This window comes from Streptomyces sp. O3 (assembly GCF_054788135.1).
The window spans coordinates 228,260-254,550 of sequence record NZ_JBTVYK010000001.1; the positions used below are offsets into that span (position 1 = coordinate 228,260).

The following is a 26,291-nucleotide window of genomic DNA, read 5'->3' on the forward strand; positions in this document are numbered from 1 at the left end:
CCCTAAAGGGCACCACTGACAATCCCGCGATCACGGTACGGACGAGGGGACGGACAGGGGGTTGGGGACCGTGCCGTGGACGGCGGCGTGCGGGCGCTCGGGGCGGTCGCGGTATCCGTCGAGGTGGAGCCGGTTGCGGTTCAGGCACAGGCGCTCGATCCGCGGGGTGAGCAGGTCGAACAGCTCGAAGCGCTCCTTCAGCTCGGGGAACCGTGCCTGGTAGCGGAGGATCTCGGCGCGTACCAGCGCCCAGAAGTCGCTCTCCGGCACGCCCAGCTGTTCCTCGCACAGCGGCGCGAGGTAGCGGAAGACGCCGACGAACAGCCCGGAGTGGATGAACTGCGTGAGGAAGGCGGCGGGCTCGGTGAGCAGGACGGACCGTACCTCGGCGGGCATCGCCGCGTGCTCGGGCAGCGGTTCGGCGCTGATGTTCACGTCGTCGACGAAGTCCTTCATCGCCAGTCGGACCGGAACGTCCTGCTCGTCGAAGACGACGATGGCGTTCTCGCCGTGGGGCGAGAAAACGGTTCCGTAGCGGTAGAGGAAGTGCAGCAGTCCCGGCAGCAGGGCGGCGAAGAGCCGCCGCAGCCACACCTTCGGCGTCAGGCCCGAGCGCTCGACGAGCTCCGCGGTGAACGCGCGGCCCGCGGCGTCGGTGTGCAGCAGGGCGGCGAGCGTGCGGGCCCGCTCGCCGGGCTCCAGGTAGCGGCTCAGCGGCTCCCGCCAGATCGCGCCGAGCAGTTCCTTGTACTGGTACGGGGTCTCGGCGAGCCGGTCGTAGACGGGGTGCTCGACGGTGACCGAGGCGACCTCGCCGAGCAGCACCATCCGGCAGGCGTCCGTCAGGAACGGGTCGGCGTCGCGCAGCGCGTGCACCCAGGCGGTGACGGCGGGCGCGGCGAGGGTCCGCTCGGTCGGCAGTCCGCGCCAGACCAGGGTGTTGAGCACGAACAGCGGAAGCTTGACGGTGCGCCGGTCCGGGCGGGTGAGGTTGAGGAAGGTCCGGATGGACTGCTGGGGCAGCCGCTCGTCGTTGTCAGTGGCGAGTGGCACGATGTCATCGGTGGCGATGGACGGGGCGAACAGCGGCAGCACGACCTCGTCCCACTGCCACGGGTGTACGGGGAGGTAGAGGTAGGCGGCCGGGTCGAGACCCCGGACGCGCAGGGCGGCGGCGAAGGAGGTGCGGGTGGGTGCGTCGAGTTCGCGGTCGTAGAGCGCGTCGGAGGTGTCGAGTCCACTGACGCCGCGGTAGGTCGCCAGCGTGCGGCGCACCGCGATCCACGGCAGCCTGGCGGGTCTGCGGGCCTCGGGCGCCCACTGGGCGGCGTCCTGGGCCGAGAAGCCCAGGCGTCCCTTGTTGAAGACGAGCCAGGGGTGGCCGCACTGGTGGCCTTCGAGCTGTGCGTAGCCGAGGTCGGCGAGGGCGGCCGCCGTGTGGGCGGTGTGGTGAAGGCGGGCGTCGGCGGCCAGGGTGGTGCTCAGCTCGCGGATGAGGTGGCCGAGGGTCGCGCCGTCCAGGTCCAGGGTGCGGCGGGCCAGGGCGAGGAAGCGGAGCGGGTCGGCGAAGGGCGTCGCCGCGGTGTCCCCCGGGGATTCCCGTGGGCCTGGTGCCGGGCGCAGGGTGAGGGAGTCCGGGTCGACGCGCCAGCTTCCGTACGCGCCACGGCGGGCGCGGAAGGCCAGCTCGGCGCCGTCGTCGAGGCTGAGCGTGTAGTGATCGGGGGCGGCTCCCGGTGCGGGGTTCGGGCACGGAACCGGCTGGATGATCTCTTCGTGGGCAAACTCGCCGAGCATCTTGCCGAGCAGGCGGCGGGCCGCCCGGTGCCAGACCTCCCGGTTCAGTTCCGGCGGGTCGTACAGCGCGGATGGGCTGTCCAGCGCGGATGGGCTGTCCGGCGCGGATGGGTTGTACGGCGCGGGCGGTTCTCCCGTGCCGTGGGCGGCGGGGGGATTCTGCACGGGGACTCCGGGGTCAGAGGGCGCGAAGCGTCCGTTCGACGAGGTGACGGAAACGGGGGTGCCGGTGGCAGCGGCGGCTCGGCGGCCTAGAGCACCCCGCGTAGGGCACGGTCGCGGACCATCAGGGCCGCGCGTTTGTCGGGCAGGTCCAGTTCGGCGGAGAGCCGGAAGCCGGCGCTCAGGAAGGCGGAGACGGAAGGGGTGTTGCGCAGGTCGGGTTCGGCGATGACACGGGCGCAGTGCGGTCGCTGGTCGAGCACCAGGTCGGCGACGGCACGCAGCAGGGTGGCGCCAAGGCCTCGGCCTCGGTCGGCGACGCCGCCGATGAGGAGGTGGATTCCGGTGTCGTGCGGGCGGGCGGGGTAGTAGCGGGCCAGCGGATCCAGGTCGGCGCGGTAGATCTCCCAGTAGCTCATCGGGGTGCCGTCGAGTACACCGAGGCAGGGGACGCTTCGTCCGTCGCCGTCGCACTGGGCGCTCAGGTGCGCGGCGGTGACGGTCTTGTCCCCGGCGAGCTCCCAGAAGGCGGCCACGGCCGGGTCGTTCATCCAGCGGCTGATGAGCGCCAGGTCGCGTTCGGGGCGTACCGGCAGGAGCTGGAAGACACCCGCGGCGGTGGTGGCCGGGCGCCATGTGTCGATGTCGTCGAGCGGGCCGCCGCCCGGCCGGGCGCCGGGCCGCCGCTCCCCCGTCGGCTGCCCGCGGCCTTCGCTGTCGGTGCTCGCGCCGAGGAGCGCGAGCAAGTCATCCGGCAGGCGCAGTTCCAGTGTGTCCTCGCTGTCGGTGCTCGCATCGGTGGGCGGCACGGCGGCCCTCCTCTCACCAGGTGGCGTGGGTCATGCGCGGGGCGTACGGGGTGCGCTACGGGGCGCGCTGTGGAGCGGGTTGGCGATCGTCACGTAGACGGACTGGGTGTCGACGGGGCCGACCAGCTCGTCGAGGCCGTGCAGCCGAGTCAGCAGGTTGGCCTTGCAGCGCAGCACGGGTGAGTCCAGCAGCAGTGCGGGAAGCGGCGAGTCGAGCCGGTCGGGGCCGGTGGCGGCGTCGCCCAGGAAGCGCCGGAAGGCGGCGAGCAGCAGCTGTTCGTCGGCGAGTCGCTGGGAGCCGAAGGCCCCGATGAGGCCGAACACGTTGTTGATGCCCAGGTAGTAGGCGAAGCGTTCGTCGGTGACCTGGTCGGGTACGAAGGTGTCGCTGTGCTCTCCGATGCCGGGGAGTCGCCGCTCGAGTGCGGCCTGCCGGGACTGTCGGTAGTAGTACCCCTGGTTGTCGCGGTAGCGGCCGCCCGCGGGCCAGCCTTCGGGGTCGAGCAGGACGAGAGTGTTCTGCTGGTGGGCTTCCAGGGCGACGCCCGCCTCGCTGTCGAGCCAGAGCACGGGGCGGACGACCTGCTGGAGGTAGCGCATGAACCACTCGGCGGCGACGGCGCTCGCGGGGCGGCCGGTGCGCGCGGCGAGCTGGGTGACGATCGCCGCCAGTCGGGAGCGCATCGGCCTGCGGTCGCCGGTTTCGGTGAGCGGCGTCGGCCTGGGCGAGATCAGCCCGGCGACGCAGCTGGCGTCGTCGCCCGGAAGGAACGGGTTGTGCCGGATCATCACGTCCAGGCCTGGCAGCGGTGTGCCTTCGGGCCCCAGGACGGCGAGCCAGGCCGGGTCGCGGATGACGTCGAACCGCGGATGGACGGCCTGCCACTGTTCGGCGAGGCCGCTGCGCAGCAGCCGGTGGACCTCGACGCCGCGCAGGAGTTCTTTGTGGAGGTTCTCCCGGCGGGAGTTGGTGATGCGCAGGCCGAGCGGGAGTTTGAGCATGGCGGGTGCGCCGGAGCGGTAGAGGGTGCGCACGGACGAGGTGGGGTGCCAGGGCTCGCCGTGCGCGCCGAGGTCCTGGAGCAGTCCGGCCTCCAGCAGGGCGGCGATCTCTGGTCGGTGCGTCAGTTCGCGGACCTGCCAGGGGTGCAGCGGCAGCGCGGCCCGGCCGTCGGGCAGATCGAGGCCGGGACTGGCGAGCCGCTCGGTGAGCTGGTGCGCGGGCACGGTGCGGCCGCGTTCGGTCCAGGCCGAGTCGGTGGCGAGTACGGAGCGGTCGACGGCCATCCAGTGCAGCGGGAACGCGCCGCCCGACTCGGGTGAGTACCGCCGGGACTCGGCTTCGGTGAGCCCTTCGCGGCTTTTCGGTGTCGGGTGCAGCGGGTGGCCGAGAAGGAGCGACTGCTCGGCGGTCAGGAAGAGGTCGTTCCCACGGCCATTCCCACGGCCATTGCCGTGGTCGCTCCCGTGGTTCCCGTGGTTCCCGTGGTCGTTCTCGTGTTCGGTGCGGTTTCTGCTGTCGGCGAGGAAGTCGGTGGTCCTGCGGACCGAGTCGGCGACCCGGCCGACCAGGTCGCCGCCGTCGCCGAGCGCCCCGCTCTCCGCTGCCGCTTCACGGCTCAGGAGCGCCGCGGTGGTGACCGCGTCGACGGGCGCCGCACCGTGCGGGCCGCTCTCCAGGGCGGGTGGCCCGAAGCGGTGCCAGCCGGTCGCCGACCAGTAGTGCACGGGGACGAGCAGGGCGGTACCGCTGGCCTCGAGCGGGATGCGCAGGACGCCGGGGCCCGCGGTGACACCGGCGGCGTCTGCGGTGTCCGGCGCCGGGCAGTCCTTCTCGCGTACCCAGCACCGCAGCAGGTTCTCGACGGCGGCGGCCTCCGCCGCGGTTCGCGGGTCCGGGTGCTCCAGGAAGTCGGCGTACGCGGCGACCGGACGGTCGGCCGCGCGCGGGCCCCCCGTGTCATGACCGCCCGCCGACTGCCTGGGGACCGACTGTGGTTCCGTCATCAGCCGCGCGGGCGTCCCGTGCGGTGAGGTGTCAGGGCGGCTGTCGGGCGTGGAGTCGCGGTTCACGGGCTGTCCTTGTGCGCTGGTCGGGTACGTCGATCTCGTCGGGTGTCGCCGTGGTGGTGTGCCGACGCTCGCCATCCGGGCTATCCGTGGGTGCCACGGGACACGCTGGCCACCGCGTCGGCCAGCCGGTCGAGTACCGCCGTGGCCTGTTCGTCGGTGAGGGTGAGCGGCGGCAGCAGCCGTACGACGCTGGAGTGCCGCCCGCCGAGCTCGACGATCAGTCCTCGGCGCAGGCACTCACGCTGCACGGCCGCCGCGAGCGCGGGCGCGGCGGGCGGCCGCCCGAGCGCCGCCGGGTCCGCGGAGGGGTCGACCAGCTCGACCCCGATCATCAGTCCCCGCCCGCGTACGTCTCCGACGCACGGGTACTCGGCGGCCAGGCCCCGCAGTTGTGCGAGCATCCGGGCCCCGATGACCCCGGCCCGCTCCGCGAGGCCGTTCGCCCGGACGTACCCGAGCGTGGCCGCGCCCGCCGCCATGGCGAGCTGGTTGCCGCGGAACGTACCGGCGTGCGCGCCGGGCTCCCAGGTGTCCAGATCGTCCCGGTACACCACGACGGCCAGCGGCAGGCTGCCGCCGATCGCCTTGGACAGCACCAGCACATCGGGCACGATCCCGCTGTGCTCGACGGCCCAGAAGGCGCCCGTGCGCCCGACCCCGGTCTGCACCTCGTCGGCGATCAACGGAATGGAGCGGTCCGCGGTGAGCCGCCGCATCCGCCGCAGCCAGCCGTCCGGCGCGGGGTGCACACCGCCCTCGCCCTGGACCGGTTCGAGGATCATTCCGGCGGGCGCGGGCACCCCGGATTTGGGGTCGTCGAGCAGCGTCTCGGTCCAGCGGGCGGCCAGCTCGCCGCCGTACTCCCCGCCGACCCCGAAGGGGCAGCGGTAGTCCTGCGGATACGGCAGCCGGGTGACCCGTACGTCCCGAGCGCCGCCGGAGGCTTCGAGCGCGCCCGCCGTCATCCCGTGGTAGGCGCCGGTGAAGGCGAGCAGGCCGTCGCGTCCCGTGGCCGTGCGGACGAGTTTCAGCGCCGCCTCGACCGCGTCCGTGCCCGCCGGTCCGCAGAACTGCACCCGCGCCCGGTCCGCCAGCGCACTCGGCAGGGTGGCGAACAGCTCGGTGATGAACGCGTCCTTGACCGGTGTGGCCAGGTCCAGGACGTGCAGGGGCGCTCCCGAGTCCAGGACCTTCCTGATCGCCTCCAGCACCACGGGGTGGTTGTGCCCGAGTGCCAGCGTCCCCGCTCCGGAGAGGCAGTCCAGATAGCGCCGCCCGTCGGCGCCCTCGATCGTCAGCCCTCGCGCGCGTACCGGCACGATCGGCAGGGCCCGCGCGTAGGTGCGCGCCGCCGACTCACGCGAGGACTGACGCCGCAGAATCCCCTCGTCGGCCGCGCCGTCGAGGGGGGCGGAGGGGAGCACGGCGGGTGCGGTGGGCGGCCCCGCGGGCGCCTGCTCGGTCACGGCCACGGCGGTGGGTCCTCCTGCTGTACGGGAACTGACGCTGGATGTCGGTTGGTTCACGGGGGAACACGGAGGGGGAGGCAGGCCGAACGCGCGCCGCGGGTCCCCCGTACGTACCAACGACGCGAAGGCCGGAGGATCACGGGCAAGGTCAAGATCCTTCCGTGACAGGACTGTTGCGGACCCGTCGGAAGTCCCCGATAGCGCCGACATAGTGTGTGGGTGCTCGACAGCCAGCGAAGTCCACCGCCAGTCCAGGGGGAGATCTCACCATGCGTCCCATTCGCCCGCTCTTGACCGTTCGCCGAGGGAGGGGCGCGCGCCGCGGAACCTCCCCCGCTCCCGCTGTGGCCGCCGTCTGCGCCGCGCTGGCCCTGACGGCGACGGCCTGCGGCCCCGACGACGGCGGCGGCGACAAGGCCGACGACCAGCCGTCCGCCACCGCCACCGCTGGTTCGGACGGTTCGGACGGCGCCGACGCGATCACGATCCCGGACGAGCTGAAGGACCGGCTCAAGGAGCACGGGATCGACATGGACAAGTGGCGGGACGGCGAGTGGAAGGACTGGAGCAAGGACAAGTGGCTCCGCGAGGCCAAGGATTTCGTCAATCCGATCATCAAGGACCTGTGGGACGCGGACCGGATGCGGGACGCCGACAAGACGCCGGACCAGCCCGTCGATGACGACATCTCCGGCGACCAGGGGGTGACGGACCCCACGCCCGATCCCGTGGAGGCGCGGGAGGTGGCGACTCCGTACCACGACAGCGCCCCGGCGGCGGGCAGGCTGTTCTTCGACACGCCCCAGGGCAAGGCGGTCTGCTCGGCCACCGTGGTCGCCGACCCGGCCAACCCCGGCAAGTCCAACCTGGTGTGGACCGCGGGCCACTGTGTGCACGCGGGCAAGGAGGGCGGCTGGATGCGCAACATCGTCTTCGTCCCCTCGTACAACAACGACGGGAAGTCGCTCGCCGAACTCCGCCAGGAGAAGCCGACGAAGGAGGAGCTCGCCCCGTACGGCTCCTGGTGGGCCGACTGGGCGCAGACCTCCGAGCAGTGGATCGAGCAGGGCGCCACGCGCGGCGGCCTGGGCGCGCCGTACGACTTCGCCGTGCTGCACGTCAAGCCGGAGAACGGCGGCGGCAAGTCGCTTGAGGAGACGGTGGGCGCGTCGCTTCCGGTGGAGTTCAAGGCTCCCGCGGTGCCCGAGGTCGACAGCATCACGGCGACCGGCTACCCGGCGACTCCGCCCTTCGAGGGCCAGAAGCAGTTCTCCTGCACCGACAAGCCGGGGCGGCTGTCGCTGAAGAAGGACGAGCCGACGATGTACCGCATCGGCTGCACCATGACGGGCGGTTCCTCCGGCGGCGGCTGGGTCGCCAAGGGCAAGGACGGCAAGCCCGCGCTGGTCTCCAACACCTCCATCGGCCCGGTGACGGCCGGATGGCTGGCGGGCCCGCGCCTCGGCGACGAGGCCAAGGGCATCTACGACGCGGTCAGCGAGAAGTACGCCAAGTAGGGCCCGGCGGGCGGCGTAGTGAGGCCTTGCGCCTGAGCGTCGGGCGCCGAAGCACGCCGCACGCCGAAGCACGCCGCACGCCGCACGCCGCACGCAAATGACGCGAGCATGACATAAAGCACCTATCGGGGGTTCACACACCATGAGATCCATACGTCCAGCCCTGGCAGCGGTGTCGATCGCCGCCGCCCTCGCGCTGACCGCCACCGCCTGCGGGTCGAGCGACGACAAGGCCGATGGCAAGCCGACCGCCACCGCCAGCACGGCCGAAGGCACCGGCAACGGCAACGGCGGCGAGGGCGACACCGGCGGCGGAGGCGAGGGAGAGGGCGGCGACGGCATCGAACTCCCTTCGGAGGTCACCGACCGGCTCAAGGAACAGGGCATCGACCTCGACAAGTGGAAGGAGGGCGGCTGGCAGGACTGGGACAAGGACAAGTGGCTGCGTGAGGCGAAGGACTTCGCCAACCCGGTCATCGACGGCCTGTGGGACCTCGAGCGCATGGGCGGCGCCAAGGACCCGGACACCACGGTCAGCGTCCAGAGCGCCGGTCAGGGCGAGACCGACCCCACTCCGCGGCCCGTCACGGCGAAGCGTGAGAAGACGCCGTACCACCAGAACTCCGCCGCCGTCGGCAAGATCTTCTTCGACTCGCCCAAGGGTTCGATGGTCTGCTCGGGCACCGTGGTGAAGGACCCGCGTCATCCGGGCAAGTCCAACCTGGTGTGGACCGCGGGCCACTGCATCCACGCCGGCGGCAAGGGCGGCTGGTACCGCAACATCATGTTCGTGCCGTCCTACAACGACCTCGGCAAGTCCCCCGCGGCGCTGCGCAGCGCCGCGCCGCGGCAGGTGGCGCCCTACGGCCAGTTCTGGGCGACCTGGGGAGTGACCTCCAGCGCCTGGATCAAGCAGGGCGGCACCGGCAACGCCGCCTGGGCGCAGGACTACGCCGTGCTGAAGGTACGGCCCGGACGCGGCGGCAAGTCCCTGGAAGAGACCGTCGGCACCGCGCTGGACGTCGACTTCTCCGCCCCGTCGGCGCGGAGCGTGAGCGCGATGGGCGCCTGGGGCTACCCCGCGGCCCCGCCGCACAACGGCGCGCTGATGTACAAGTGCGTCGACCGTCCGGGCCGCCTCACCATCGCTCCGGGCACGGCCACGATGTACCGCATCGGCTGCACCATGACCGGTGGCGCGTCGGGCGGCGGCTGGTTCTACAAGAAGTCGAACGGTCAGCTGGCGCTGGTGTCCAACACCTCGATCGGCCCGGCCGGCGGCAGTGGCTGGGTCGCGGGACCGCAGCTCGGCGCGGGCGCCAAGCGGGCCTTCGACGCGGCGAGCAAGAAGTAGCGGCGCCGCACCACAGCGCTGAGAAGGCCCGCCTCCCGGAATCGGGGGGCGGGCCTTCTCAGCGCACCGGCGGCTACCGCTTCTACCGCTTCGCGGGCACGAACGTCATCAGCTCCGCGGCGAGCTCCTCGTGCACCCGCGCCTTGAGCAAGGTGCCCTCCGCGAGATGCTCCTCGGAGATCACCTCGCCCTCGGCGTGCGTACGCGAGACCAGCGCACCCTGCGTGTACGGCACCAGGGCCTCGATCTCGACCTGGGGCCGCGGCAGTTCGACGTCGATCAGCTCAAGCAGCTCGCCGACGCCCTGTCCGGTACGCGCGGACACCGCGATCGCGTGCTTCTCGACCCGCAGCAGCCGCTGCAGCACCAGCGGGTCGGCCGCGTCCGCCTTGTTGACCACCACGATCTCGGGTACGTCCGTGGCGCCCACATCGCGGATGACCTCACGCACGGCGGCCAGCTGCTCCTCCGGCGCGGGGTGCGAGCCGTCCACCACGTGCAGGATGAGATCGGACTCGCCGACCTCCTCCATGGTGGAGCGGAACGCCTCGACCAGGTGATGCGGCAGGTGCCGGACGAATCCGACCGTGTCGGCCAGGGTGTACAGCCGCCCGCTGGGGGTCTCGGCCCGGCGCACGGTCGGGTCGAGGGTGGCGAACAGCGCGTTCTCCACCAGTACGCCCGCGCCCGTGAGGCGGTTGAGCAGGGACGACTTTCCGGCGTTGGTGTAACCAGCGATGGCGACCGAGGGCACCTTGTTGCGCTTGCGCTCCTGGCGCTTGATCTCGCGGCCGGTCTTCAGCTCCGCGATCTCCCGGCGCATCTTCGCCATCTTCTCGCGGATCCGCCGCCGGTCCGTCTCGATCTTGGTCTCACCAGGGCCGCGGGTGGCCATACCGCCGCCGCCGCTGGACCCGCCGCCGCCCATCTGCCGGGACAGCGACTGACCCCAGCCGCGCAGTCGCGGCAGCATGTACTGCATCTGCGCGAGCGCGACCTGCGCCTTGCCCTCGCGGGACTTGGCGTGCTGGGCGAAGATGTCGAGGATCAGGGCGGTGCGGTCCACCACCTTGACCTTCACGACGTCCTCAAGGTGGATGAGCTGACCCGGCGAGAGCTCACCGTCGCAGACGACGGTGTCGGCCCCGGTCTCCAGCACGATGTCGCGCAGCTCCTGGGCCTTGCCCGATCCGATGTACGTCGCCGGGTCGGGCTTGTCGCGGCGCTGGATCACGCCGTCGAGCACCAGCGCGCCCGCGGTCTCGGCGAGCGCCGACAGCTCCGCGAGGGAGTTCTCGGCGTCGTCCACGGTGCCGGTGGTCCAGACGCCGACGAGCACCACGCGCTCAAGGCGGAGCTGGCGGTACTCGACCTCGGTGACGTCTTCGAGCTCGGTGGAGAGTCCGGCCACGCGGCGCAGCGCCGCGCGCTCGGAGCGGTCGAACTGGTCGCCGTCCCGGACTCCGTCGATCTCGTGGCTCCAGGCGACGTCCTCTTCCATCAGGGCATCGGCCCGAAGTCCTTCGGGGAGGTTCTGCGCGGGGTTCCGCGCGTCCTGTGCGTCCTGGGAAGGGGAAGAAGAGGAGGTCATTGGATCCTTAGGTCGTTCGCGCCGATGGCCTGTCGCATCGGCTGGGTGGTCAGTCGCGTCAACGTCCGGGACGCCCCGGAGATTCCCCGAGGTCCGGCCGTGCCGTCCGTCCGACGCCTTGATGGTCGCACGACACGCCCCGTCTCGTCACCTGACTTATACCCGGCGGGGCGGGGATCACGCGGCCGACGCGGCAGGGTCGGCGGGAGTGGCGTCGGACTTCCACTCCGGGTGTCCGGGCATCGGCGGCGTGGTCGGGGCGTACAGCCAGTCCTGGAAGAAGCCGCCCAGGTCGCGCCCGGAGACCCGCCCGGCCATCCGGACGAAGTCCGCCGTCGTCGCGGACCGGTCGGCGTAGGTGCGCACCCAGGCACGCTGCAGGCGCTCGAAGGCGCGCTCGCCGATCTCCTGCCGCAGCGCGTAGAGCACCAGCGCGCTGCCGTCGTAGACGACCGGCCGGAACAGGCTGAGCTGCTGTCCCGGCTCGGCCCGCTTCGGTGACGCGGGCGGGCCGCCCCTCTCCCGCCAGTGGTCGGACCACGCGTACGCGCGCTTCATCCGCGCCCGCAGGGTCCGCCCGGCGCGCTCCTCGGCGAAGAGCGCCTCGTACCACGTGGCGTGCCCTTCGTTCAGCCACAGGTCGGACCAGTTGCGCGGGCTGACGCTGTCGCCGAACCACTGGTGCGCCAGCTCATGGACCATGATCGATTCGACGTACCACTCGGGGTACTCGGGCCGGGTGAGCAGCGAGCGCTCGAACAGCGACAGGGTCTGGGTCTCCAGGGCGAAGCCGGTCTTGGCGTCGGCTACCAGGATTCCGTAGGTCTCGAAGGGGTAGCGGCCCACCTTGCGTTCCATCCACGCGAGGTGGTCGGGGGTCTTCACCAGCCAGCGCTCCAGCTTCGCGCGGTCCTTGGTCGGCACCACGTCGCGCAACGGCAGCCCGTGCGGCCCCTGCCCGCGCACCACGTCCGAGCGGCCGATCGAGACCTGGGCCAGTTCGGTGGCCATGGGGTGCCGGGTGCGGTAAGTCCAGGTGGTGTCGCGCGCGCCGCGCAGCCGGCTGGTCGGCAGCCCGTTGGCGACGGCGGTGAGGTGCTTGGGCGCGGTGACGCGGAAGGTGAAGTGGGCCTTGTCGGCCGGGTGGTCGTTGCACGGGAAGACCCGGTGGGCGGCGTCGGCCTGGTTGGCCATGGCGAGGCCGTCGCGGGTGCGTACCCAGCCGCCCGCGGACGCGCCCGCGGGGTCGCTGGTGTGCCGCACGGTGATCCGCAGCGCGCCGCCGGGGGCGACCGGGGCTTCGGGGGTCAGGACCAGGTCCTCGCCGACGCTCTCGTGGCGGACGGCGGAACCGTTGACGTGTACGGAGCGCACGGTGCCGTGGGTGAAGTCGAGGTTGATCCGGTCCAGGCGGTCGGTCGCCCGCGCGTCGATCTTGGTGACGGCGTCCAGGGGCTTGCTGTTGTCGCCACGGTAGGTGAGGGCGATGTCGTACGAGATGACGTCGTACCCCGGATTGCCCAGGTGCGGGAAGAGCGGGTCGCCGATGCCGAGCGGCTCGGCGGCGGGTGCGGGCAGGCTCGCGGCGAGCAGCGATGCGGAGGCGACGGCCAGCAGGGCGGCCCTGAGCCGGGGCGAGAGCGACATGGAACACGGCTATCAGCGCGCACCGCCTTCGCCGCGACGACGCGCGCCCCGCCCACCCGAACGGGGGCCGACCGGGCTACCGCGTTGCCGTCGCCGAGTGCTGGGCGCGGCCCACGTCGTACACCCCGGCCACCTGGCGCATCGCGCGCATCAGCGAGGGAAGCAGGGCTGAGTCGGGGAGCTGGAGTGTGTAGGTGTGGCGTACTCGTCCTTCGGTCGGCGGCTCCACGGTCGCCGAGACGATCTCCGCGCCCTCCAGGGCGATGGCCTCGGTGAGGTCGGCGAGCAGGTGGGGCCGCCCGAAGGACTCGGCGAACAGCGTCACCCGGCACTCGGCGCTGTCGTCGCGGTCCTCCCAGCGGACGCCGACCGGCTCGCGTCCCGCCTCGGCCATCCGCTGCACCGCGGGGCAGGTCACGCGGTGCACGGTGACCACGCCGCCGCGCACCGCGAACCCGGTCACCGCGTCCGGCGGCACCGGGGTACAGCACCGCGCCAGGCGTACGGTCGCGCCGGGCCGGTCGACCACGGCGCTGGGCTGCGCCGGGCGGGTGGCGGCCGCGGGGGCGGGAGGCCGGGGGCCGGAGGCCTCAGCCCTCGGGACGGCCCCCGAGTCGCCCTCGGGGGAGCCGGGCCGCCGTCGCTCGTGCGCGGTGGGAGCGGTGGCGCCCGGCGCGAGGCGCTCGGGGGCTTCGGCAGAGGCGGTGGCGGAGGCGGTGGCCTCGGCCGCTCTCGTGCCCGCACGAGCGGCGGCGTTCTCGGAGGCGGTGGCATAGCGAGCGGTGGTGTCCCCGGCCACGGCTCGTGCCACGGTGTCCGGGCTCATGGCCGCCGGGGGCGCGATGTCCGAGGTCGCGGCGTCCGGGGTGGGGGTTTCCGGGGTGGGGGTTTCCGGCGGGGTGGCCGGGTGGGTGGCGAACCAGCGGCGGATCGCGATCCGGGCGGCCGGGGTGCGGGTGTGGTCGAGCCAGTCGGGAGACGGCCCGGAGCCGGTGTCCTGCGGGGCGAGCAGCAGGTGGACGGTGTCGCCGTCGTGGAGCACCGTGCTGAGCGTCGCCAGGCGGCCGTTGACGCGGGCGCCGATGCAGGTGTGCGCCTCTTCGCCGTACTGCGCGTAGGCCGCGTCCACGCAACTGGCGCCGGCCGGAAGGCCGAGGGTCCCGCCGTCCTCGCGGTAGACGGTGATCTCGCGGTCCTGGGCGAGGTCCTCGCGCAGCGAGCTCCAGAAGGCGTCCGGGTCGGGGGTCGCCTGCTGCCAGTCCAGGAGCCGGGAGAGCCAGCCGGGGCGGGTGGGGTCGGCGCGCTCGCCGTCGCCCGGTTCCTCGGCGCCGGGCGCGTACGGGTTGCCGAGCGCGACGACGCCCGCCTCGGCGACCTTGTGCATCTGGTGGGTGCGGATGAGGACTTCGGCGACCGCGCCGTCCGGGCGGGCGATGGCGGTGTGCAGGGACTGGTACAGGTTGAACTTGGGGACGGCGATGAAGTCCTTGAACTCCGAGACGACCGGGGTGAAGCAGGTGTGCAGCTCGCCGAGTACGCCGTAGCAGTCCGCGTCCTCGTTGACCAGCACCAGGACGCGCCCGAAGTCCGCGCCGCGCAGTTCGCCGCGTTTGATCCGTACCCGGTGCACGGAGACGAAGTGCCGGGGCCTGATCAGGACCTCGGCCTCGATGCCCGCCTCGCGCAGCACGGTCCGCATCTCGTCGGCGATGTCCGCGAGCGGGTCGTGGCGGGCCGCGTTCTCGGCGATCAGGGTCTGTGTCGTGGCGTATTCCTCGGGGTGCAGGATCGCGAAGACCAGGTCCTCCAGCTCGGTCTTCAGGGCCTGCACGCCGAGCCGCTCGGCGAGCGGGATGAGGACGTCGCGGGTCACCTTGGCGATCCTGGCCTGCTTCTCGGGGCGCATCACGCCGAGGGTGCGCATGTTGTGCAGCCGGTCGGCGAGCTTGATGGACATCACGCGTACGTCGTTGCCGGTGGCGACGAGCATCTTGCGGAAGGTCTCGGGCTCGGCGGCCGAGCCGTAGTCGACCTTCTCCAGTTTGGTGACTCCGTCGACGAGGTAGCAGACCTCCGCGCCGAACTCCGACCGCACCTGATCGAGTGTCACCTCGGTGTCCTCGACGGTGTCGTGGAGCAGGGACGCGGTCAGGGTCTTGGTCTCCGCGCCCAACTCGGCGAGGATCAGGGTCACCGCGAGCGGGTGGGTGATGTACGGCTCGCCGCTCTTGCGCATCTGGCCGCGGTGCGAGGACTCGGCGAGTACGTAGGCGCGGCGCAGCGGATCCAGGTCGGCGTCCGGGTAGTACGCGCGGTGGGCTTCGGCCACATGGCCGATGGCGGCCGGCAGCCTGCTCCGGGCGGCCCCGCCGAGCAGCGCGGCCCGCCCCAGCCTGCGCAGGTCGATGCGGGCACGGCCGCGCCTGCGAGGGGCGGGGGGTGTGGGCGGTGTGGCGGGGCTCGCCTGCCCGGCTTCCCCCGCCGCGCGGCCCGAGGCGCTGTGCGCCGCCCCCTTCGGTTCCGTACTCATGGGCACCTCCCGCAGCTCGACCGGCGGCGGGGCGGGCGGCGGCATCCCCCGACCGGGCCGGTGCTTGATGCTACCGAGCCCATCACGCGCTGCTCACCGGCTCTCGCCCAGCATGAAACGGATCACCCATTCGAGCGAAGGTTCAGGGGTTTACGGTTGAAAACCACTCCTCCGTGATCTCGCCCTCCGCGACGATCACGGCGGGTCCTGTCATCTCCACGGTGCCGTCGGGCCGCTCGGTGATCAGCAGTCGGCCGCCCGGCAGGTCCACGGTGTACGTCACCGGCACGCCCGTCACGGCGGGGTCCACGCCGTCCCTGCGGGCCGTGGCGACGGCCACGGCGCACGCGCCGGTGCCGCAGGAGCGGGTCTCGCCCGAGCCGCGCTCGTGCACCCGCATCGCGACATGGCGCTCGCCGCGGTCGGCGACGAACTCGACGTTCACCCCGTCCGGGTAGACGGTGGCCGGGCTGACGGTCGGCGCGGTGAACAGGTCGCCCGCGTGGTCCAGGTCGTCGACGAAGGCCACCGCGTGCGGGTTGCCCATGTTCACGTTCCGCGTGGGCCAGGCGTGGTCGCCGACGGAGGCGGTGGCCTGCTCGTCGGGGAGCAGCGCGCGCCCCATGGAGACCGTGATGTCGCCGTCCGCGGCGCGGCCGTCGGCGTCCTTGGCGATGTGCGCCCGCTTCACACCGCCGCGGGTCGCGACGGCCAGGTCGCCCGCGGATACGTGTCCGGCGCGCTGGAGATAGCGGGCGAAGACGCGTACGCCGTTGCCGCACATCTCGGCGACTGAGCCGTCGGCGTTGCGGTAGTCCATGAACCACTCGGCCTCGCCCGCCATGGCCTCGGCCTCGGGGTGCGCGGCGGAGCGCACCACGTGCAGCAGGCCGTCGCCGCCGATGCCCGCCCGGCGGTCGCAGAGCGCGGCTACCGCGGCCGGGGGCAGCTCGACGGTGTTGTCCGGGTCGGGGATGATCACGAAGTCGTTCTCCGTGCCGTGCCCCTTGAGGAAGGCGGTCCGGGTGCTCATTCCTCGATCGTACGGGGTGGGTACGACAACGCCCGCCGCGCGGTCAGCGCAGCCGGGCCACGCGCCATACGGCCAGCACGGCGACGGCCCCGACGACCAGGGTGTACGCGGCGATCACTCGCCAGTCCGGGCGGCGCCCCGAACCGCGGCCCGGCAGTCCCGGCCAGGTGAGGCCGACGCGGCGGGCGGCCATCACGGCCCAGCCCGCGGCGCAGCAGCTGAGCAGCAGGCCCAGCATCGCCACGACGGCGCCGCCGTCGCCGAAGTCGAAGGCCAGCGGGAAGGCGAACATCAGGGAGCCGACGGTCGCGAGCACCACGATGGGCGCGGTCTGCCAGATCCGCATCCGGCGCTGTGGGCGCAGCTCGACCTCGACCTCGTCGGCGGCCGCCTCGTCGGCGGCTTCGGTCTCGTCGGGGCCGTCGTCCACTACGCCGGGCGAGGTGGCGCTGCGCGAGGCGCCGCCGTGTGAAGTGTCGGGGGCACGGGCTCCCTCAGGACCGTCGGGGCTCTGCTGTCCCCGGTCCTCATGTGCGGTGTCGCGAGGGCTGGCCTCCATCGCCACACGCCCTCCCAACTCGGACTCCACTGGCTCGATCGAAGCTTGATGATGGCACGCTCCCAACGGCCCGGATGACCGCCGGAGCGTCCCGATGCCATCACGTGATCAGGCTGTAACCGCTCGTTCGACCAACGTCAGCGCCCGCGCCGGGAGTTCCCGTCGGTCCGCGGCCGCTCCGCTGAGCCAGTTCACGCGCGCGTCACGGCGGAACCAGGTGTCCTGACGGCGCGCGAAGCGCTTGGTGGCACGTACGGTCTCGGCGCGCGCGTCCTGTTCGCCGCACTCGCCCGCGAGTGCCGCGAGTACCTGCTGGTAGCCAAGCGCGCGGGACGCCGTACGCCCCTCGCGCAGCCCCTGGCGCTCGAGCACGCGCACCTCGTCGACGAGGCCCGCCTCCCACATGCGGTCGACGCGCGTCGCGATGCGCTCGTCGAGCTCGGGGCGGGCGACGTCGACGCCGATCTGGATGGTGTCGTAGACCGATTCATGGCCGGGGAGGTTGGCCGTGAACGGCTGCCCAGTGATCTCGATCACTTCCAGGGCGCGGACGATGCGGCGGCCGTTGCTGGGCAGGATCGCCTTGGCCGCGTCGGGGTCGGCGGCGGCGAGGCGGGCGTGCAGCGGGCCCGGACCGCGCAGGGTCAGCTCCTCCTCCAGGCGGGCGCGGACCACGGGGTCGGTGCCGGGGAACTCGAGGTTGTCGACGGCCCCGCGGACGTAGAGCCCGGAGCCGCCGACCAGGATCGGCCAGCGGCCGTCGGCGAGCAGCCGGTCGATCTCGGCCCTGGCGAGCTTCTGGTATTCGGCGACGCTCGCCGCCTCGGTCACGTCCCAGATGTCCAGGAGGTGGTGCGGGACGCCGTCGCGTTCCTCGGGTGTCAGCTTCGCCGTGCCGATGTCCATCCCTCGGTAGAGCTGCATGGAGTCGGCGTTGACGACCTCGCCGCCGAGTCGCTGGGCGAGGAAGACGCCGAGATCCGACTTTCCGGCCGCGGTGGGGCCGACGACGGCGATGACCCGAGGAGGGGAGGCTGCGGTACTCACCTCCCCAGTCTCGCAAATCACGCGCCTCAACCCGAACGAGCGACGTGACGTCACGCATCCGGGGTCGTTGCCTGTTGCGAGGTTCTGGCCGCCGGTTGTGAGGACCGGAGCCCCTGGGCGATGCGAGGAAACGCTCCGGGCGGTCCGGGATTTCGCCCACACGAACAGCATATGGAGTAGACATGGGCGTATTTGCACGGTTTCGCCGCAAGGCCAAGGACACGGAGGAGACGTCAACAGCCGAGCCGCAGACGGCCACTCTCACGGCCGAGCCCCCGGCACAGGCCGCGGATGAGGCGACCGATTCCGCCGCAAAGGCCCCTGCGGAGGCCTCCGCCGAAGCCAGCACGGACACGGACGCACGCGTGAACGCCGACGCGGACGCGAACGCGCGCGTGAACGCGGACTCTGCCCCTGGTCCGGGTCCGGACGCGGGCTCGGCCTCCGGCCCGGACTCGGACTCGGGCTCGGGCGCTTCCCCAGCCGATGAGGCAGCCCCGGCCGAGGAGGCGTCAGCAGCCGAGGCGGTGGAGATCCCCAAGCAGCAGTCGGCGGACGCGGCGGCGGACAGCACGGCGGGCGAAGCCGCCCGTAAGTAGCACGAGGCGGTCGGCCACCGCCGGACGCCCCCAGGGACGGCCGTGGGGCCTGGCCCCACGGCCACCGGGGAGGCGCGTGCCGCCGGAGCGCCTGCCCGGCGGATCACGCCAGGGGCGCGGCGGCCTGGCACGCACGCCCCCGCTCTCGGCTCCTCTCCGCTCTCGGCTTCCCCGCTCGCGCTCCGCCAGCAGGGGAGACCTCAGCGGTCACGGCCCGCCGAACGTCCTCGCGACGCCTCCGCCGCGACGCCTCCGCCGCGACGCCTCCGCCGCGACGGTACGCCCGATCGCCGCCGCGGGGCCGGGCTGGGCCCCGCAGGACGGACCCGCGCCAGCGTCGTCACCCCAGCCACGCCGGGAGCGCCTACGGCCGTGCGGCCCAGGCGCCCCTAGGGCGTGTGCCCGGTCTTCGCGGGGGCGCGACGCCCGGCCTGCGCCCCAAGCTCTCGGCTCCGCTCAAGCAGCGGCCCCCTTCGCCGTACAGCCGCAGCGCCCGAGCACTCCGTCCCGTACGAGGGCGATCCGGCCGCACGCCGGTACGCCACACCGGACGCCGCGACAAGCGCCCGCACCCGGCACGCCGAGGATCACGCACCTCGGTGACATGAGCTGCTTCGCAGCGGGCGCGAGGCCGCCCTCCGGGCGACGACGGGAGCGTGAAGACAGGGCCTAGGACCAGGCCGCGACCAGATACCCCACGCCGTACGGAGCGTCGTCGTAGAGCAACGCGCCACGCAGCGCGGTGCCTTCGGCCGCGCCCGCGAGTACCTGCCACGGGGCGCGACCGGCCGCCTGGAGTTCGGCCGCCAGGTGCGGGTCCAGCGCCATGAGCGCCGCCGTGTCGGCGGCGGCGAGCGCTCTGGCCGCCGCCGCGTCGAAACCGGCCGCTCGCTCGTCCAGATACCCCGGCGCCTTGAGCGTGCGGCAGGCGCTCGCGTCTCCCATCACCAGCAGGGCCACCCGCTCGGACCACGCCGCGATCTCCCGTCCGGCCTGGGCACACCGTTCGGCCGCGAGGGGTTCCCCCACCCCGAGCCCCTGCACCGGCGACGCCGACCAGGACGTACGGTCGAGCAGCCACGCGCCCACCGCGAGCGAGGGCGGAAGCTCACGCTCCGGGCGGTCGCCGGGCTGGTCGGCCGCTCCCGCGTCCGGCGCCGACCGCCCGAGCCGGACGTCGAACGGCACCCCGAAACCGCGGAACGACCCTCGGGAGCCCTCCGGATGCGCCCCCCGCCCGTCCCGCTCCGCGGGCCCGACGACGACCAGCCGGTCCGGTCTGGCCGCCGCCAGCACCCCCACGGCATCGCTGCAGGCCGCCCGCGCGGCGTCGAGCTCCGACGCCGCGCCTGCGGCGACCTCGGGAACCAGCAGGGGCGGACAGGGGCAGACAGCTGCGGCGACAAGCATGATCGGGAGCTTAAGCGTGCCGGGCCCGGCACTCCGAATCCCCCGTGCGCGTACGGTGCGCCGTCGCACGACCGGCGGGCGGCGCGATTCCGTCGCGTCCTCGCGTCCGTTGCATCCCGCCGCGTCCCGCTGTATCCGCCGCGTCCCGCGCCGTCACCGGCCGCGGCGTCTGCCGAACAGCGGCCCGCGCTCGGCGCGCCGGGCCGCCTTCTCCGCGGCCCTGTGCGCCTCCCACGCCGCCCGCTCGGCGGCGCGTGCCTCGGCGGCCGCCCGCTGGGCCTCCACGCTGTCGTACAGCAGCTCGGCGACCGAGAAACGGCAGTGGTAGGTCCGCATGGACCCCTCGCTGAGCAGCAGGAAGCCCTCGGCGGTCCGGTACAGCTGGACGCTCGTGGGGGTCATCGGGTGCTGCGCGCTGTAGTTGCGCGCCAGCTTCTCCAGCTGGGCGAGTGCATCCTCGCGGGTGCCCTCGACCCGTCCCAGGACCTGGGTGGCCCAGGTCTTGCGGTCCCCCATCCCGTCGTTCTCCTCGACGATGAGGCCCCACCGCGCCGTCATGCTCTCCGCCCCCTGTGACCTGTGCTCTTACGCTCCCGCGCTCCGTACGCCGTGTGGCCCGCCCCGCCCGCCCCGCCCGCCCCGCGTGCGGCCGCTCAGTCGATGCCGCAGCCGCCGGTCGCCGCGGGCAGCGGCTCCGGGACGCCGACCTTCGGCAGCCCGAGCAGCACACCGGCGGGCTTCTCAGTAGGAGCGGAGTTCCGCTTCTCCCAGGCGTCGCCCGCGCGAGTGCGGCGCACCGCCAGCGCCTCGCCCTCGGCGAGCAGGTGGTGCGGGGCCGCGTAGGTGATCTCGACGGTGACCACGTCGCCGGGGCGCACCTCCTGCTCCGGCTTGGTGAAGTGCACCAGGCGGTTGTCGGGCGCCCGCCCGGAGAGGCGGTGCGTGCTGCCGTCCTTGCGGCCCTCGCCCTCGGCGACCATCAGGTCGAGGGTGCGCCCGACCTGCTTCTTGTTCTCCTCCCAGGAGATCTCCTCCTGGAGCTCGACCAGCCGCATATAGCGCTCTTGGACGATCTCCTTGGGGATCTGCCCGTCCATCTCGGCGGCGGGCGTTCCGGGACGCTTGGAGTACTGGAAGGTGAAGGCGTTCGCGAAGCGCGCCTCACGCACCACGTGCATGGTCTGCTCGAAGTCCTCCTCGGTCTCGCCGGGGAAGCCCACGATGATGTCGGTGGAGATGGCGGCGTGCGGGATCGCCGCACGCACCTTCTCGATGATCCCGAGGAAACGCTCCTGCCGGTACGAGCGGCGCATCGCCTTGAGCACGGTGTCCGATCCGGACTGCAGCGGCATGTGCAGCTGCGGCATCACGTTCGGCGTCTCGGCCATCGCGGCGATCACGTCGTCCGTGAAGTCACGCGGGTGCGGCGAGGTGAAGCGGACCCGCTCCAGGCCCTCGATCCGGCCACAGGCGCGCAGCAGCTTGCTGAATGCCTCGCGGTCGCCGATGTCGCTGCCGTACGCGTTGACGTTCTGCCCGAGCAGGGTGATCTCGCTGACGCCCTCGGCGACCAGCGCCTCGACCTCGGCGAGGATGTCGCCGGGGCGGCGGTCCTTCTCCTTGCCGCGCAGCGCCGGGACGATACAGAAGGTGCAGGTGTTGTTGCAGCCGACGGAGACGGAGACCCAGGCGGCGTACGCGCTCTCGCGGCGGGTCGGCAGCGTGGACGGGAACGCCTCCAGCGACTCCGCGATCTCGACCTGCGCCTCTTCCTGTACGCGGGCGCGCTCCAGGAGCACCGGCAGCTTGCCGATGTTGTGCGTGCCGAAGACCACGTCGACCCAGGGGGCGCGCTCCACGATGGTGTCGCGGTCCTTCTGCGCGAGGCAGCCGCCGACGGCGATCTGCATCCCCGGACGCCTGGTCTTCATCGGGGCGAGCCGCCCGAGGTTGCCGTAGAGCCGGTTGTCGGCGTTCTCGCGGACCGCGCAGGTGTTGAAGACGACGACGTCGGCGTCGCCGTCGGCGTCCTCGGGGGCGCGGACGTATCCGGCGCCTTCCAGAAGGCCCGACAGCCGCTCGGAGTCGTGGACGTTCATCTGGCACCCGTAGGTGCGTACCTCGTACGTACGCTCCGCGGCGTCGCCCGCCGCGATGTCGTCGATGTCGTCCACTGCCACTGCTTCACTCCGGCCCGCGCTGCTCATGGAACAAGGGTAAGGGTGTCCCCGGCGTCGCTTGTCCGAGAGCCGGGAGCCGCGATCTCACACGTGCGGAGTGCTGTGCCCTCGGGCGTGCGGAGTGCTGTGCCCTCGGGCGTGCGGGGCGCTGTGACCTCGGGCATAGGGTCTGTCCGCGGGCGGCCCGAGCTGACAGGATCGCGGGCATGTTCCCGGCGCTCCCCCGTCTCGGCCGAGGCCGTGCCCTCCAGGGCGCCGCCGTGGCCCTGGCCGTGTTCGGGCTGCTGGTGTGGTGGCTGCTGCCGCTGGGCGCCGCGTCGCCGAGCGGTGAGGTGGTCTTCAGTACGGGCGTGGAGCGCGGCGTGTACCAGCGCTACGGGCAGCTGCTGCGGCAGGCGGCCGCCCGCGATCTGCCCGATCTCGAGATCGAGCTGCTGGGCAGCGAGGGGTCCCAGCAGAACGTGGCGCGGGTGGCGACCGGGCGGGCGGACTTCACCATCGCCGCCGCCGACGCGGTGGAGAAGTACCAGCGGGACGGTCTGGCGGGCGCCGAGCGGCTGCGCGGGTGCGTCCGCCTGTACGACGACTACGTACAGCTGGTCGTGCTCAAGGGCTCGGCCGTACGCGAGGCCGCGGATCTGCGGGGGCGCCGGGTGGCCGTCGGGCAGCCCGCATCGGGGGTACGGCTGATAGCGGAGCGCGTGCTGACGGCGGCCGGGCTCGATCCGCGCACGGACATCGAGCCGGTGTCCAGCGGGATCGGCGACGCGACCGAGCAGCTGGAGCGGGGGGACATCGACGCGTTCTTCTGGTCTGGCGGACTGCCGACGACGATCATCCGCGAGATGTCGCAGCGGGTCGACATCCGCCTCGTACCGCTGGGCGACCTGGTGGACGAGCTGCACGGCCAGGGCGGCGTGTCCCGGAACTACCGGGCCGCCACGATGCCCGCCGACGCCTATCCGGCCGCGCAGGACGGCACCGCCGTACCGACGCTCGCGGTGGCGAACCTGCTGGTCACCACGGACCGGGTGGACCGGGCGCTGATCGAGGGGCTGACCCGTACGGTCATCGACAGCCGGGACCACATCGGCTCCCAGGTGCACGCGGCCCAGCTGGTGGATCTGCGCACCGCGATCTACACGGACCCGCTCGCGCTGCACGACGGGGCCCGCCGCTACTACCGGTCGGTCAAGCCCTGAGGGGCGTCTCGGGGGACGGTGCACCGCGCGGTACGGTCACCGTCACGCGCAGGCCTCGCGGGGTGTTCTGGGCGTAGCGGATCGACCCGCCGCCCGCCGCGAGCAACGCGCGCGTGATGGACAGGCCGAGGCCGGAGCCGGTGACGTTCTGGTGGCGGTTGCTGCGCCAGAAGCGGTCCCCGATCCGGGCGAGTTCGTCCTCGGTGAGGCCGGGGCCGCCGTCGGCGACGGTGATCGTGGAGGTGTCGCCGTTGGAGCCGACGGTGACCGTGACGGTCTCGCCGTCGGGGGTGAACTTCAGGGCGTTGTCGAGCACCGCGTCCAGCGCGCTGGACAGGGCGACCGGGTCCGCCCACGCGGTGGTCGCCGCCAGACCGTCGCAGGTCAGACGCACCCCCTTGGTGTCGGCGAGCGGACGCCAGGCGGCGGCCCGCTCGGTGGCCAGCTCGCCGATGTCGGTGAGCTGGAGGTCCGGTGCGGCGTGCTCGGCCAGGGCCAGGTCGAGCAGGTCGTCGAGCACCCGCGCGAGGCGCTTGCCCTCGGTGCGGACCGAGGCGACCTCCTCGTTGCCCTCGGGCAGTTCGAGGGCGAGCAGTTCGATCCGGAGCAGCAGGGCGGCCAGCGGGTTGCGCAACTGGTGTGAGGCGTCGGCGACGAAGGCGCGCTGCTGCTCGAGCACGTCCTCGACGTTGTCGGCCATCTCGTTGAACGAGCGGACCAGGCTGCGGAGTTCCGGCGGTCCGCCAGCGGCCGGCACACGGGAGGCGAGCCGTCCGGTGGCGATGTCGTGTGTGGTCGCGTCCAGGGTGCGTACGGGCCGCAGCACCCAGCCGGTGAGCCGTAGCGCGGCGCCGATGGCGAGCAGCATCGCGGCGGCCTCTCCGGCGCCGATGACCAGCCAGCCGCGCAGGATCCGTGAACGCATCTTGCCGGTGGGCGAGTCGGTGACGACGACCGCGACCACATCGCCCTCGCGGATCACCGGCGACGCGATGTACAGGCGCTGCCGCTGCCAGGGCCAGACCTGCTTTGGCGCCTGCCTGCTGTTGCCGTAGAGGGCCTGGTCGAAGGCCTGCCGGGCCCGCTCGTCGCGGAGTATGTGCGCGTCGGGCCGGTGTGCGGCGGGCGCGGCGGCCATGGACTCGCCGTCGCGGTAGACCACCGCAGACCTGATGCCGTACACCTCGTGGTAGCGCTCGAGTTCGCGTTCCAGCCGCCCCAGCCGCTCGTCCTTCCCCGCCTCCGCCCCCGCTCCTGCCCCCGCCGGGCGCGTGCCGGTCGGGCGCTCCGTGACGAACTGGGCGTGTCCGGCGAAGCGCGCGGAGTCGTCGATCCGGTCCACCACGACCCGCTGCTGCTGGGCCGCGGCCAGGCTCACCGCGAGCGGGAAACCGAGCGCGAGCAGTACGCCCGCCATCAGGACGATGAGCAGCGGGAGCAGGCGCGTACGCACCAGGCGGGCCCTAGGTCCGGTCCGGCGGGTCGACCAGCCGGTACCCGACGCCGCGCACCGTCTCGATCAGGGCGGGCATCCGCAGCTTGGAGCGCAGCGACGCGACGTGCACCTCCAGGGTGCGCCCGGTCCCCTCCCAGCTGGTGCGCCACACCTCGCTGATGATCTGCTCGCGCCGGAAGACCACGCCGGGCCGCTGCGCGAGCAGCGCCAGCAGGTCGAACTCCTTGCGGGTCAGCTGGACGGCCTCGCCCTCGACGGTGACCCGCCGGGTGGGGAGCTCGATCGCCACCGGGCCGAGTTCCAGGGGGCGGCCGTCGTCGCCGGGCGCGGCGTCGTCGGCGGCGTTGCGCCTGCTGACCGCGTGGATACGGGCCAGCAGTTCGCCGGTGTCGTACGGCTTGACCACATAGTCGTCGGCGCCGAGATTGAGGCCGTGTATCCGGCTGCGTACGTCGGACCGGGCGGTCACCATGATCACGGGGATGCCGCTGCGCTTGCGGATCTTGCCGCAGACCTCGTAGCCGTCCTGGTCGGGCAGGCCCAGATCGAGCAGGACGACCCCGAACGGGGGCTTGTCGCCCTGCCCGGCGGCGTACGGGTCGCTCGGCAGCAGGGCCTGAAGCGCCTCCTCGCCGCTGCGGGCGTGGACGACGTCGAAGCCGTGCCGGGCGAGGACGGCGGAGAGCGCGGCGGCCACGTGGTCGTCGTCCTCGACGAGCAGCAGTCTCATTCCGGCCTCCCCCGGTCGTCACTCGTTCGGTCAGCCCTGCCCCGGCGCCCGCCCGGAGCGGGGGCGCGCGGTCACGGCGTGCGCGGGCACGCACCATGGCATCCACGCCGATACTCGGGGATCCCGTCAAGTGCGTTCCGGTCACGGGGTTGTTCCGTTATGCAGCCGGTACGGAGTGCGGCGTCCCCTTCACGCGGTGTGTCCGGTTGCGGCCGGATCGTTATGCTCAATTTCCGCTCAGATGTAATGACGCTGGTCGCGCCGGGTTACTACTGTCCTCTGCAACCGAGGAGGACGGAGCAACAAGCCGATGACCGAAGTTTCGGCGACCAAGGACGCCGCGGAGGCGACCGACGACCTGGTCGTGCTGAAGAACGTCAACAAGCACTTCGGCGCGCTGCATGTGCTCCAGGACATCGACCTGACCATCGCCCGTGGCGAGGTCGTGGTCGTCATCGGACCGTCCGGTTCGGGGAAGTCCACGCTGTGCCGCGCCATCAACCGCCTGGAGACGATCGACTCCGGCAGCATCTCGCTCGACGGAAGGCCGCTGCCCGCCGAAGGCCGCGCGCTGGCCAGGCTGCGCGCCGACGTCGGCATGGTGTTCCAGTCCTTCAACCTCTTCGCGCACAAGACGGTCCTGGAGAACGTCACGCTGGGGCAGGTCAAGGTACGCAAGAAGGGCAAGGCCGCCGCCGAGGAGTCCGCCCGCGCACTGCTCGACCGGGTGGGCGTCGCCAACCAGGCGGACAAGTACCCGGCCCAGCTCTCCGGCGGCCAGCAGCAGCGCGTGGCGATCGCCCGAGCCCTGGCGATGGAGCCGAAGGTGATGCTCTTCGACGAGCCGACCTCGGCCCTTGACCCGGAGATGATCAACGAAGTCCTCGAGGTCATGCAGCAACTGGCCCGCGACGGTATGACCATGGTGGTCGTGACCCACGAGATGGGGTTCGCGCGCTCCGCCGCCAACCGGGTCGTGTTCATGGCCGACGGCCAGATCGTCGAGGAGACGACGCCGGACCAGTTCTTCACCAACCCCCGCAGTGACCGGGCCAAGGACTTCCTGTCGAAGATCCTGCACCACTGAGCTCCCCGCACTCCGAGAATTAAGACAAGAGGATGTTCA

Annotated in this window: 20 protein-coding genes; 5 read left to right on the plus strand and 15 right to left on the minus strand. The window is 72.5% G+C overall.

Features of this window, described 5'->3' with window-relative positions:
• Positions 1-30: 30 nt before the first annotated feature.
• The 4 genes from ACX6XY_RS01060 to ACX6XY_RS01075 all read right to left on the minus strand — a co-directional run bounded on the left by ACX6XY_RS01060 (position 31) and on the right by ACX6XY_RS01075 (position 6,313).
• Entirely contained in the window at positions 31-1,962 is a 1,932-nt protein-coding gene (locus tag ACX6XY_RS01060; protein ID WP_460325223.1) for an IucA/IucC family protein, read from the minus strand.
• A gap of 86 nt (positions 1,963-2,048) precedes the next feature.
• Complete coding sequence (locus tag ACX6XY_RS01065) at positions 2,049-2,768, minus strand: GNAT family N-acetyltransferase (protein ID WP_460325225.1); 720 nt, start codon at positions 2,766-2,768, stop codon at positions 2,049-2,051.
• 30 nt (positions 2,769-2,798) lie between these two features.
• Positions 2,799-4,841, minus strand: coding sequence for an IucA/IucC family protein (locus ACX6XY_RS01070; RefSeq protein ID WP_460325227.1), 2,043 nt, complete (start codon positions 4,839-4,841; stop codon positions 2,799-2,801).
• A gap of 80 nt (positions 4,842-4,921) precedes the next feature.
• Positions 4,922-6,313: a diaminobutyrate--2-oxoglutarate transaminase family protein gene (locus tag ACX6XY_RS01075; protein ID WP_460325229.1), complete on the minus strand. Its 1,392-nt coding sequence runs from the start codon at positions 6,311-6,313 to the stop codon at positions 4,922-4,924.
• A gap of 266 nt (positions 6,314-6,579) precedes the next feature.
• On the opposite strand from ACX6XY_RS01075, the gene ACX6XY_RS01080 reads away from it, so the two are divergent.
• Together ACX6XY_RS01080 and ACX6XY_RS01085 are read left to right on the plus strand one after the other, a co-directional pair.
• Complete coding sequence (locus tag ACX6XY_RS01080) at positions 6,580-7,827, plus strand: trypsin-like serine peptidase (RefSeq protein ID WP_460325231.1); 1,248 nt, start codon at positions 6,580-6,582, stop codon at positions 7,825-7,827.
• A gap of 142 nt (positions 7,828-7,969) precedes the next feature.
• Positions 7,970-9,181 carry a trypsin-like serine peptidase gene (locus tag ACX6XY_RS01085; protein WP_460325233.1) on the plus strand — a complete coding sequence of 404 codons (1,212 nt, stop codon included), beginning with the start codon at positions 7,970-7,972 and terminating at the stop codon, positions 9,179-9,181.
• An 82-nt stretch (positions 9,182-9,263) separates the two neighbouring features.
• Here the strand turns inward: ACX6XY_RS01085 and hflX are convergent, their stop codons facing one another.
• From hflX to miaA, 6 genes are all read right to left on the minus strand, one after another.
• Entirely contained in the window at positions 9,264-10,772 is a 1,509-nt protein-coding gene (gene hflX, locus ACX6XY_RS01090; RefSeq protein WP_460325235.1) for a GTPase HflX, read from the minus strand.
• Positions 10,773-10,949: 177 nt separating this feature from the next.
• Positions 10,950-12,419 (minus strand): M1 family metallopeptidase, encoded by a 1,470-nt coding sequence (locus tag ACX6XY_RS01095; RefSeq protein WP_460325237.1) that lies wholly within the window; start codon positions 12,417-12,419, stop codon positions 10,950-10,952.
• Between the two features lie 76 nt (positions 12,420-12,495).
• Positions 12,496-14,949: a RelA/SpoT family protein gene (locus tag ACX6XY_RS01100; protein WP_460325239.1), complete on the minus strand. Its 2,454-nt coding sequence runs from the start codon at positions 14,947-14,949 to the stop codon at positions 12,496-12,498.
• Between the two features lie 142 nt (positions 14,950-15,091).
• Positions 15,092-15,982 (minus strand): diaminopimelate epimerase, encoded by an 891-nt coding sequence (dapF, locus tag ACX6XY_RS01105; RefSeq protein WP_460325241.1) that lies wholly within the window; start codon positions 15,980-15,982, stop codon positions 15,092-15,094.
• A gap of 43 nt (positions 15,983-16,025) precedes the next feature.
• A complete protein-coding gene (locus tag ACX6XY_RS01110) occupies positions 16,026-16,541 on the minus strand; it encodes a hypothetical protein (protein ID WP_460325243.1) in 516 nt (171 codons plus the stop codon).
• Between the two features lie 108 nt (positions 16,542-16,649).
• Entirely contained in the window at positions 16,650-17,588 is a 939-nt protein-coding gene (miaA, locus tag ACX6XY_RS01115) for a tRNA (adenosine(37)-N6)-dimethylallyltransferase MiaA (RefSeq protein WP_460325245.1), read from the minus strand.
• Between the two features lie 182 nt (positions 17,589-17,770).
• Here miaA and ACX6XY_RS01120 point away from each other — a divergent pair, with 182 nt between their 5' ends.
• Complete coding sequence (locus ACX6XY_RS01120; protein WP_460325247.1) at positions 17,771-18,187, plus strand: hypothetical protein; 417 nt, start codon at positions 17,771-17,773, stop codon at positions 18,185-18,187.
• A gap of 669 nt (positions 18,188-18,856) precedes the next feature.
• Here ACX6XY_RS01120 and ACX6XY_RS01125 read toward each other — a convergent pair.
• The 3 genes from ACX6XY_RS01125 to miaB form a co-directional block, all read right to left on the minus strand.
• The gene (locus ACX6XY_RS01125; RefSeq protein WP_460325249.1) at positions 18,857-19,597 is read right to left on the minus strand and encodes a class III extradiol dioxygenase subunit B-like domain-containing protein; all 741 of its coding nucleotides are present in this window, start codon (positions 19,595-19,597) and stop codon (positions 18,857-18,859) included.
• Positions 19,598-19,750: 153 nt separating this feature from the next.
• A complete protein-coding gene (locus ACX6XY_RS01130) occupies positions 19,751-20,155 on the minus strand; it encodes a hypothetical protein (protein WP_460325251.1) in 405 nt (134 codons plus the stop codon).
• Positions 20,156-20,250: 95 nt separating this feature from the next.
• Entirely contained in the window at positions 20,251-21,804 is a 1,554-nt protein-coding gene (gene miaB, locus ACX6XY_RS01135) for a tRNA (N6-isopentenyl adenosine(37)-C2)-methylthiotransferase MiaB (protein ID WP_460325253.1), read from the minus strand.
• A gap of 179 nt (positions 21,805-21,983) precedes the next feature.
• On the opposite strand from miaB, the gene ACX6XY_RS01140 reads away from it, so the two are divergent.
• Positions 21,984-22,979, plus strand: a complete 996-nt coding sequence (locus ACX6XY_RS01140; RefSeq protein ID WP_460325255.1) for a TAXI family TRAP transporter solute-binding subunit — start codon at positions 21,984-21,986, stop codon at positions 22,977-22,979.
• Here the strand turns inward: ACX6XY_RS01140 and ACX6XY_RS01145 are convergent.
• Positions 22,969-24,432 (minus strand): sensor histidine kinase, encoded by a 1,464-nt coding sequence (locus ACX6XY_RS01145; protein ID WP_460325257.1) that lies wholly within the window; start codon positions 24,430-24,432, stop codon positions 22,969-22,971. The two genes, ACX6XY_RS01140 and ACX6XY_RS01145, sit on opposite strands and share 11 nt — an antisense overlap.
• A 10-nt stretch (positions 24,433-24,442) precedes the next feature.
• Positions 24,443-25,165 (minus strand): response regulator transcription factor, encoded by a 723-nt coding sequence (locus ACX6XY_RS01150; RefSeq protein ID WP_460325259.1) that lies wholly within the window; start codon positions 25,163-25,165, stop codon positions 24,443-24,445.
• Positions 25,166-25,475: 310 nt separating this feature from the next.
• Between ACX6XY_RS01150 and ACX6XY_RS01155 the strand changes: the two genes are divergently transcribed.
• Positions 25,476-26,252 (plus strand): amino acid ABC transporter ATP-binding protein, encoded by a 777-nt coding sequence (locus ACX6XY_RS01155; RefSeq protein WP_460325261.1) that lies wholly within the window; start codon positions 25,476-25,478, stop codon positions 26,250-26,252.
• Positions 26,253-26,291: the final 39 nt, after the last annotated feature.

Bases quoted from the DNA above. Each gene is read 5' to 3' on its own strand.
- ACX6XY_RS01085 (WP_460325233.1), top strand. From the start codon at position 7,970: ATGAGATCCATACGTCCAGCCCTGGCAGCGGTGTCGATCGCCGCCGCC.
- ACX6XY_RS01110 (WP_460325243.1), bottom strand. From the start codon at position 16,541: ATGGAGGCCAGCCCTCGCGACACCGCACATGAGGACCGGGGACAGCAG.
- ACX6XY_RS01155 (WP_460325261.1), top strand. From the start codon at position 25,476: ATGACCGAAGTTTCGGCGACCAAGGACGCCGCGGAGGCGACCGACGAC.
- ACX6XY_RS01150 (WP_460325259.1), bottom strand. From the start codon at position 25,165: ATGAGACTGCTGCTCGTCGAGGACGACGACCACGTGGCCGCCGCGCTC.
- ACX6XY_RS01080 (WP_460325231.1), top strand. From the start codon at position 6,580: ATGCGTCCCATTCGCCCGCTCTTGACCGTTCGCCGAGGGAGGGGCGCG.
- ACX6XY_RS01100 (WP_460325239.1), bottom strand. From the start codon at position 14,949: ATGAGTACGGAACCGAAGGGGGCGGCGCACAGCGCCTCGGGCCGCGCG.
- ACX6XY_RS01125 (WP_460325249.1), bottom strand. From the start codon at position 19,597: ATGCTTGTCGCCGCAGCTGTCTGCCCCTGTCCGCCCCTGCTGGTTCCC.
- ACX6XY_RS01140 (WP_460325255.1), top strand. From the start codon at position 21,984: ATGTTCCCGGCGCTCCCCCGTCTCGGCCGAGGCCGTGCCCTCCAGGGC.
- dapF (WP_460325241.1), bottom strand. From the start codon at position 15,982: ATGAGCACCCGGACCGCCTTCCTCAAGGGGCACGGCACGGAGAACGAC.
- ACX6XY_RS01130 (WP_460325251.1), bottom strand. From the start codon at position 20,155: ATGACGGCGCGGTGGGGCCTCATCGTCGAGGAGAACGACGGGATGGGG.
- ACX6XY_RS01120 (WP_460325247.1), top strand. From the start codon at position 17,771: ATGGGCGTATTTGCACGGTTTCGCCGCAAGGCCAAGGACACGGAGGAG.
- miaB (WP_460325253.1), bottom strand. From the start codon at position 21,804: ATGAGCAGCGCGGGCCGGAGTGAAGCAGTGGCAGTGGACGACATCGAC.
- ACX6XY_RS01095 (WP_460325237.1), bottom strand. From the start codon at position 12,419: ATGTCGCTCTCGCCCCGGCTCAGGGCCGCCCTGCTGGCCGTCGCCTCC.
- hflX (WP_460325235.1), bottom strand. From the start codon at position 10,772: ATGACCTCCTCTTCTTCCCCTTCCCAGGACGCACAGGACGCGCGGAAC.